Source organism: Aliiroseovarius marinus (assembly GCF_004360145.1).
Classification (GTDB): Bacteria; Pseudomonadota; Alphaproteobacteria; order Rhodobacterales; family Rhodobacteraceae; genus Aliiroseovarius; species Aliiroseovarius marinus.
Map to the genome: position 1 here is coordinate 1 of NZ_SAIT01000032.1, position 7,869 is coordinate 7,869.

The 7,869-nt window shown below is 58.9% G+C and carries 8 protein-coding genes; 3 read left to right on the forward strand and 5 right to left on the reverse strand.

All coding sequences use genetic code 11. The features are described from left to right. Positions 1-129: 129 nt before the first annotated feature. A complete protein-coding gene (locus EOL43_RS15205; protein WP_133489767.1) occupies positions 130-1,092 on the reverse strand; it encodes a DUF808 domain-containing protein in 963 nt (320 codons plus the stop codon). Between the two features lie 280 nt (positions 1,093-1,372). On the opposite strand from EOL43_RS15205, the gene gap reads away from it, so the two are divergent. Both gap and EOL43_RS15390 read left to right on the forward strand, forming a co-directional pair. Next, on the forward strand, positions 1,373-2,371 hold the full coding sequence (gene gap, locus EOL43_RS15210) for a type I glyceraldehyde-3-phosphate dehydrogenase (protein WP_133489768.1): 999 nt from the start codon (positions 1,373-1,375) through the stop codon (positions 2,369-2,371). Positions 2,372-2,503: 132 nt separating this feature from the next. After that, on the forward strand, positions 2,504-2,647 hold the full coding sequence (locus EOL43_RS15390) for a hypothetical protein (RefSeq protein WP_166636267.1): 144 nt from the start codon (positions 2,504-2,506) through the stop codon (positions 2,645-2,647). 12 nt (positions 2,648-2,659) lie between these two features. On the opposite strand, the gene EOL43_RS15215 is transcribed toward EOL43_RS15390, so the two are convergent. From EOL43_RS15215 to EOL43_RS15225, 3 genes are read right to left on the reverse strand one after another with little or no spacing between them, the layout of a single operon-like run. Further along, on the reverse strand, positions 2,660-3,382 hold the full coding sequence (locus tag EOL43_RS15215) for an amino acid ABC transporter ATP-binding protein (protein WP_133489769.1): 723 nt from the start codon (positions 3,380-3,382) through the stop codon (positions 2,660-2,662). Between the two features lie 4 nt (positions 3,383-3,386). Then, positions 3,387-4,226, reverse strand: coding sequence for an amino acid ABC transporter permease (locus EOL43_RS15220; RefSeq protein ID WP_240686574.1), 840 nt, complete (start codon positions 4,224-4,226; stop codon positions 3,387-3,389). A gap of 17 nt (positions 4,227-4,243) precedes the next feature. Continuing rightward, a complete protein-coding gene (locus EOL43_RS15225) occupies positions 4,244-5,059 on the reverse strand; it encodes an ABC transporter substrate-binding protein (protein WP_133489770.1) in 816 nt (271 codons plus the stop codon). Positions 5,060-5,241: 182 nt separating this feature from the next. On the opposite strand from EOL43_RS15225, the gene EOL43_RS15230 reads away from it, so the two are divergent. Beyond that, a complete protein-coding gene (locus EOL43_RS15230; protein WP_133489771.1) occupies positions 5,242-6,618 on the forward strand; it encodes a glutamine synthetase family protein in 1,377 nt (458 codons plus the stop codon). Positions 6,619-6,733: 115 nt separating this feature from the next. Here the strand turns inward: EOL43_RS15230 and EOL43_RS15235 are convergent, their stop codons facing one another. Then, a complete protein-coding gene (locus EOL43_RS15235) occupies positions 6,734-7,636 on the reverse strand; it encodes a DMT family transporter (protein WP_133489772.1) in 903 nt (300 codons plus the stop codon). Between the last annotated feature and the right edge of the window lie 233 nt (positions 7,637-7,869).

Here is a 7,869-nt window from a genome sequence, read left to right on the forward strand (position 1 = left end):
GCGCTACCGTGGTCCAATATTGCGCCGCCCTTTATAGTTCCACGAACGCCCAGACATGATGACGCTGGCAGGCAGTGCTGTCATTGTCCTCAGCGGGCTGTTTTTGCTCAGCCGGTCAAAGCCGACAACTTAAGCTTTGCCCTTGAAGATCGCGCCCCAGATCGGGCCGATCACCCATGTTGCCAAGGGAATGATCAGCACGCCAAGCGCAAGGCCCAGCACGCCATCCAGTGCCGCCGTGACGGCCCATTCCACCGCGCCCGCGAATTGCGGCACCGCATGGGCGGCAGCCACGGCCATGTGATGAATGGTGTCATAGGGTAGATGCCAGCCCAGCTCGTGCAGCCCATGCACGATGATCGAGCCGCCGACCCAGATCATTGCCGCAGTGCCCACAATGGTCAGTAGTTTCATGACATAAGGCATCGCCTTCACGATCCCGCGCCCCAGCGCCTGCGTCACCGAAAGCCGCGCGTTATTGGCCAGATAGAGGCCGAAGTCATCCGCCTTCACGATCAACGCAACAGAGCCATAGACCGCCACAGTGATGCCCACAGCCGCGACCGCCAGCGTGGCGGCCTCCATCCAGAAATTACTGTTCGGGATACCTGACAGGATGATGGTCATGATTTCAGCCGACAGGATGAAATCGGTTTTGATCGCACCGGCAATCTTTGCTTCTTCCAGATGGGCTGGATCGCCTTCGTCATGTTCGGCGTGATCCCACGTATGCTCGTGCGGGAAAAGCGTATGCCAGACTTTTTCGGCCCCTTCAAAACACAGATAGGCCCCGCCCAGCATCAGAAGTGGTGCAATCGCCCAGGACGCAAAGGCGGAAAGAAGCAGCGCGATAGGAAGAAGAATGATCAGCTTGTTTTTGATCGAGCCCCACGCGATGCGCCCAATAATCGGCAGCTCGCGCTTGGCTTCGAAACCCTGCACATATTTCGGCGTCACCGCAGCATCGTCGATCACCGCACCCGCCGCTTTGGCACTGGCCTTGGCCGCCTGCCCCGCGACATCGTCAATTGACGCTGCCGCGACTTTCGCGATGCCCGCCACGTCGTCCAGAAGTGCAATCAAACCGCTCATCGTACCGCCTTCACTCTCATTGTACTCATCTTGGGGCGAATCTAGCGAAACCACCCTGAAGGGCAAGGGCAGGACTGTCTGTCCGCTAGAATAATTCGCCCCCGTGAAGGTTTGCGCTAACCTGTAGGCCCTACGCATGGGATAACATATGTTTTCGCTATCATGCTGCTACGGAAGGTGTTTTCTGGGTTGGGTGGCCCTGCAGTCAACGGTATACCGCGTGCAAGTCTGAACACCCCTCGCGGTACACGCATGCCGCCATGAGAAAGAGGAAACACCCATGACCGTCAAAGTCGGTATCAACGGATTTGGTCGTATCGGCCGCTGCACCCTGGCGCAAATCGCTGCATCGGGACGCGAAGACATCCAAGTGGTCAAGGTCAACGCGACCGGCCCGCTGGAAACCGCAGCGCATCTTCTGAAATATGACAGCGTGCATGGCCGCTTCCCGAACGACGTCGTTCTGGGCGATGGCACCATGGACGTGGGCCAAGGCCCGATGCAGATGATGTCGACCTATGACATGAACGAGCTGGACTGGGACGGCTGTGACGTTGTTCTGGAATGCACCGGCAACTTCAACGACGGCATCAAGGCCAAACCGCACCTCGAGCGTGGCGCCAAGAAAGTCCTGCTGTCGGCCCCCGGCACCAATGTGGACAAAACCATCGTCTGCGGCGTGAACGAAGAGATGCTGGAAGCCTCCGACGTGATGGTATCGAACGGCTCTTGCACCACCAACTGTCTGGCCCCGGTGGCCAAAGTTCTGCTGAACGCCTTCGGCATCGAAAGCGGCATCATGACCACGATCCACGCCTACACCGGCGACCAGCCGACGCTGGACCGTCGCCACAAAGACCTGTACCGCGCCCGCGCCGCCGCCATGTCGATGATCCCGACCTCGACCGGTGCCGCGAAAGCTCTGGGCGAGGTTCTGCCCGCCCTGAAGGGCAAGCTGGACGGTTCGGCTGTCCGCGTTCCGACCCCGAATGTCTCGGCCGTGGACCTGACCGTTGTGGTCGAAAAGGACGTGACCGTCGAAGACGTGAACGCCGTGATGAAAGAGCAGTCGCAGGGCGCCATGAAAGGCGTTTTGGGCTACACGGAAGAGAAACTGGTCTCGACTGACTTCAACCACACCGAAGAAAGCTCGATCTTTGCAGCTGACCAGACCAAGGTCATCGGCGGTCGTCTGGTGCGCGTTCTGGCCTGGTACGACAACGAATGGGGCTTCTCGACCCGCATGGGCGATCTGGCCGTGAAGATGGGCTCGCTGTAAGCCACCCCTGAAAATGCAACTCTGAGAACCCCCAATGGCCCTGCCCTTGGGGGTTTTCTTTAACCTGCGTGTTTTACCTTGCCCCCACCGGTGCGGCTTGCATAATCGCTAACAACAGGCAGGAGCTTCTACGTGACTAATCAGTTGGCCATCATTCTGGGCGCAGTGATCCTGCTGCTGATCGGGCTGGATGTTGTGGTCTGGGACGCCGAAAACCTACTGTTTCTCGCCAAGAAATTCCTTGATCTGACCGAGTGGGCTGCTTTCTGGCGTTAAGCCTGCCTGCCTCTACAATACCTGAGACAAGAACTGCCGTGTCCGCTCTTCACGCGGGGCGTCGAAGATTTGGGCCGGTGTGCCCTCCTCCAGAATACGACCGCTTTCCAAGAAACACACCTTGTCCGCCAGCTCGCGCGCGAAGCCCATTTCGTGGGTGGCGAGGATCATGGTCATGCCCTCGGCACGCAAGCTGCGCAACACGTCCAGAACCTCGGCCACAAGTTCGGGGTCGAGCGCGGATGTGATCTCGTCAAACAGCAGGATGTCAGGCTGCATGGCGAGCGCACGGATGATCGCCACGCGCTGTTGCTGCCCACCTGAGAGCTGGTCGGGATAGTGGTCGATCCGATGGCCGAGGCCGAAACGGTCGAACAATTCCTCGACACGGCCCCGTTGTGCAGCACGGGACAGGCCCTTCACCCGGCGCGGGGCAAGCATGACGTTCTCCGCCGCCGACATATGGGGAAACAGGTTGAAGGACTGGAACACCAGCCCGATGCGCTGGCGGATCGGCTGCGGGTCCAGCCCTGGCTCGGCAATGTCCACGCCATCAAACCAGATCTCGCCATCATCGACGGGGTCCAACAGGTTCACCGCCCGCAGAAGCGTCGACTTGCCCGAACCAGACGCGCCGATCAGGCACACCATCTCGCCCTTCGCAACCTCAAGATCGATGCCGCGCAGCACGTGATGATCGCCGAAGCTCTTCTGGATATTTCGTAGCGACAGCATGGGCTTACTGCTCCTGCTTGCGGCGTTTGTTCATCAAGTGATCAGCAAACCGCGTCATCGGGATGGTGATCGCCAGAAAGATAATCGCCGCCCCCACATAGGGCGTGAAATTGGCGTAGAGCGATTTATAGACGCCTGCCTGCCGAAAGATCTCGACCGGCCCAACGAAGGACAGAAGCGCCACGTCTTTTTGCAGCGCAACCACAAGGTTCATATTGGCGGGCAGCACGTTACGCAGGGCTTGCGGCAGGATCACATAGCGCATGGTGTCGGCGTTCGACAGGCCCAGCGACAGCGCCGCCGAGCTTTGGCTTTTGTGGATCGAGCCGATGCCCGATCGAATGACCTCGGCCACATAGGCGGCATAGACGAGGATCAGCGCCAAAGAGCCCCAGATATAGGGCGAGTTCCACGGGCGCGGCAGGCCCAGACCGGGAATGCCGAAGCCCACCAGATAGATGACCAGAATGACCGGCAACCCGCGAAACACGTCGGTATAGACAGTTGCGAACAGGCGCAGCGGGTAGAGCGCGGGCTTTTGGATGTCGCGGCAGATCGCAACGAACAGTCCCAGCAGCGCGATCAGCGGCGCGCACCATGCGAAGATGGCGATATCCAATAGAAAGGCGTCCAACAGCCCCGGGAAGGTCTTGGAAAAGACACCCCAGTTGAAGAAGCTTTTTTTCACGGCCTCCCAGCCGGGTGCCAGAGGCACCAGCACCAGAATGGCCAGAAATACCAAACTGGTCGAGACACCCGCGACCCACATAGAACGGCGGCGCAACGCAGCTTCATACTGCGCGCGCCGCCCCGGCATCGCCGGGTTTTCGTCTGCCTTCGTCATTCTGCGTGCTATCCGCCTTACTGAATGACCGGAACGCCAGTGGCGCCTTGCAGCCACTCGGCCTCGATCTCGGCCAATTTGCCGCTATCCGTCAGGGCTTGGATCGCCTCATCCACACACGGCTTCAAGGCGCTGCCATCGGCCATCAGCAGGCCAAACTGGTCCGGGTTTTCCGAGCGATCTGCCGGGAATTGGCCCAGAAGCGCGCCGTTCTCGACCACAACAGCAGACAGGTAGAGCGCGGTCGGCAGGTCAAACAGTGCCGCATCAATCTGGTTGGCTTGCAGCGCCGCGGTCACATCGGTGTTGTCGTTATACAGCAGCACGTCCTGATCCGGGGCGATCACCTCGCCCACCATTGATGCGCCCGTATGCGAAGCCCCTGCGCCCCAAAGCAGCCCCTTCAAAGCCTCCATCGTCGGCTCGCCCATCTTCTCGGCCACCGATTGGGTAGTCAGGATGGCCATCGCCGAGCTGTAATAGGGCAGCGAGAAATCGACTGTCTCTTCCCGTTCGGGTGTGATCGAGTATTGCTGCAGGTTGAAGTCGAAATTCTTCGCGCCGGGTTGGATTGCCTCGTCAAACGACGTACGCACCCAGGTCACTGCGTCATCCGCAAAGCCCATCTCATTGGCAACGGCATAGGCCACAGCGGCCTCGAACCCCTGCTTGCTTTCGGGGGCGTCGTCCATGACCCACGGGTAATAGGCGGGATTGCCGGTGGCGATGGTCAGCACGCCGTCGGTCAGCGTCTTACCAGCGGCGCAATGGTCAGCTGCAAAAGCTGCGCTACCTGCCAGCGACGCACAGAGGATCGTCATCAATGTTTTCATGTCTCAAATCTCCCCAGATTGGATATTTTATCGGAGCCTAGCGCGAAGCGTTCCCGCGTACGAGCGAAAAGCGCAGACGAAAACGAGCCATTGACCTTCTCAATAATTTGATCAAATATTCAGCACGAACTATTGTTATGAAATCCGGCGTCGCGTGACATCCGACGCCGAAGGAGGTTTTGATGTCACGAAAGCGCCCCTTGGATTGGGCCCAGAACTTGTCCGCTGATTTTGTCGCCTACGCAGATGGGCGTCGCATCGAAGAAGTGGAGTGCATCATCCCCGACATTGTCGGAACCTCGCGCGGGAAGGCGATGCCTGCCGCGAAGTTTGATCCTGCGACCGATCTGGCCCTGCCTATCTCTCTGTTTTATCAGACGATTTCTGGCGAATATGTCGATATGGACATTGAAAACCAGTGGGTTGAACGGGATGTCGTGCTGCGCGCTGATATGTCTACGGCCTGCGCTGTGCCATGGTCGGAAGATGTCACGCTGCAGGTCATCTGTGACATGTATAACCGCGACGGCTCGGCGCTGGCGGTTTCGCCGCGCGGGCTGTTGCGGCGCGTTGTTGATCTTTACACCGCGAAGGGCTGGAAACCCGTCATCGCGCCCGAGCTTGAGTTCTATCTGACCAAGCCCAACCACGACCCCAATGAGCCGATTGAGCCACCCATCGGCCGCACCGGACGCAAAGGCGCCAGTCGTCAGGTTTATTCGATGTCTGCTGTCGACGAATACGGCCCGGTGATCGACACGATCTATGACTTTGCCGAAGCACAGGGGCTTGAAATCGACACGGTCATTCAGGAAGGCGGCGCCGGTCAGATCGAGATCAACCTAAACCACGGCGACCCGATCAATCTGGCCGATCAGGTCTTCCTGTTCAAACGCACCATCCGCGAAGCTGCCCTGAAAAACGGCGTCTTCGCTACCTTCATGGCCAAGCCGATCCGCGACGAGCCGGGTAGCGCTATGCATGTGCACCAGTCGATCGTAGACGCAGAGACGGGCAAGAATATCTTCTCAAACGAAGACGGATCAGCCTCGGACTTGTTCCGCTGGTTCATCGGCGGATCGCAGAAATACATCATGGATGTGGTGCCGCTGTTTGCGCCCTACGTGAACTCGTTCCGGCGGATCACTGTCGACGGACAATCGGCGCCCGCGAACCTTGAATGGGCCAGCGACAACCGCACGACAGGCCTGCGCGTCCCGCATTCCAGCCCAGCCGCGCGCCGTCTGGAAAACCGCGTGATCGGGATGGACGCGAACCCCTATATCTCGATCGCGGCCTCGCTGGCCTGTGGCTATCTGGGCATGAAGAACAAGGTCGAGCCGCGCGCCGAAGCCGTTAAAGAGGTCTGGGAAGTGCAAGATCCCCTACCCGCGTCCCTGCGCGCTGCGTTGGAGCTATTCGACGAGGCAAAAGAGATGCGCGATGTTCTGGGCGAAGAGTTCTGCAAGCTCTACTCGGACATCAAATGGGCCGAGAACGAGGAATACCAGCGCGAAATCTCGCCGTGGGAACGCCAGCATTTGTTGTTGAACGCGTAAGCACGACAGAATGCAGCGCAGGGCGGAGACATCTCCGCCCTGTAACCTTGAACACGAAAGGCTAGTAAGCCAGAACTGCGATTATCACCAACTTGGAATGCTCTGTTCTGGAACATTAATGGGTGCGCGCGGAACCGGTACGACGCACGGGCCAAACCTCAAGGATGCCCGCGCACAAAACCATCGCTCCGCCAATAATCTCGACAAATGTCAGGTGCTCGTTTGCGAGCAACGCTGCGGAAAGCGCCCCAACAAGCACCTCAGCCATCAAAAGAATGCCAACACGCGCGGGCTCCAATCGAACGGTCGCCCACATCAAGCTCGCGATTGACAGCACCCACCAGATGGCACCGGTCACGAACGCCAAGCCCAATATTTGCCAGAGATCCTCAAGAAGCGTCCGGCCTGGCCAGGCCTCTAGGAAGGGCGCAAGAACGAGGGCCGCAATCGTTGCGCCAAACGCAAAGATGAACGCTGCCTCGATCGGCCTGAGGGTCGACTTCGCCCGGATCCCAGTGGTGGAAATCGACCAGAGCAACCCAGCCAAAAGGGCCATCCACTCGCCTACGCCTTTTGGCAGAGGCACTTCTCCATTCGCGCTCAGCATCACGGTAAGCCCCGCCAAACCAACCGCGATGGCAAGAACGCGCAAACGCGGCGTGGCCCACCCCATCACATAGCGACCGATCAACGTGCTCCAGATCGGTGTCAGGAAGTAAAGCAGGATGATGATCGCGACCCGACCGTAGACGAAACCAACCGAGTAAAGCGCGAAAGCTGCACCGCCTAGTGCGACAGAGAGAAGGGCAACGGGGCTGGATTGACTGTAGCTCCGCCAATTTACAAACGCGACGGGCGACAGCACAACCGTCGCTGCGAACGTGATTGCGACCGTTCCCCATGCCCCCGGCAACCCCAAATCTGTCAGCGCACGAACTGGCAGCCAATAGAACCCCCAGAAGGCTCCCGTTCCAAAAACGATTGCCGTTGCTACAAGTATGGTTCTCGCGTCGTACATGTCCCATCCAGTAGTTGAATGACACCGTGGAACGCAAAGCTTTCTGCAAATGAATACGAAAGTTTTTTCAGGGCGCGATCCGCTGTGATCCACGTGGCCGACATTGAAGGCCACGCACCTCACAAAAACCCGCGGATTTCGTCCGGGATTTCCTCCGTTCAGTGACATGGCAATTCAGAGCTGATCAACGCGAAAGGGCGGGGAATTTCCCCGCCCTTTCCGTTTCTCACCGC

Excerpts from the sequence above, each read along its gene's own strand:
- EOL43_RS15230 (WP_133489771.1), top strand. The coding sequence starts at position 5,242 with ATGTCACGAAAGCGCCCCTTGGATTGGGCCCAGAACTTGTCCGCTGAT.
- gap (WP_133489768.1), top strand. The coding sequence starts at position 1,373 with ATGACCGTCAAAGTCGGTATCAACGGATTTGGTCGTATCGGCCGCTGC.
- EOL43_RS15205 (WP_133489767.1), bottom strand. The coding sequence starts at position 1,092 with ATGAGCGGTTTGATTGCACTTCTGGACGACGTGGCGGGCATCGCGAAA.
- EOL43_RS15235 (WP_133489772.1), bottom strand. The coding sequence starts at position 7,636 with ATGTACGACGCGAGAACCATACTTGTAGCAACGGCAATCGTTTTTGGA.
- EOL43_RS15225 (WP_133489770.1), bottom strand. The coding sequence starts at position 5,059 with ATGAAAACATTGATGACGATCCTCTGTGCGTCGCTGGCAGGTAGCGCA.
- EOL43_RS15215 (WP_133489769.1), bottom strand. The coding sequence starts at position 3,382 with ATGCTGTCGCTACGAAATATCCAGAAGAGCTTCGGCGATCATCACGTG.
- EOL43_RS15220 (WP_240686574.1), bottom strand. The coding sequence starts at position 4,226 with ATGACGAAGGCAGACGAAAACCCGGCGATGCCGGGGCGGCGCGCGCAG.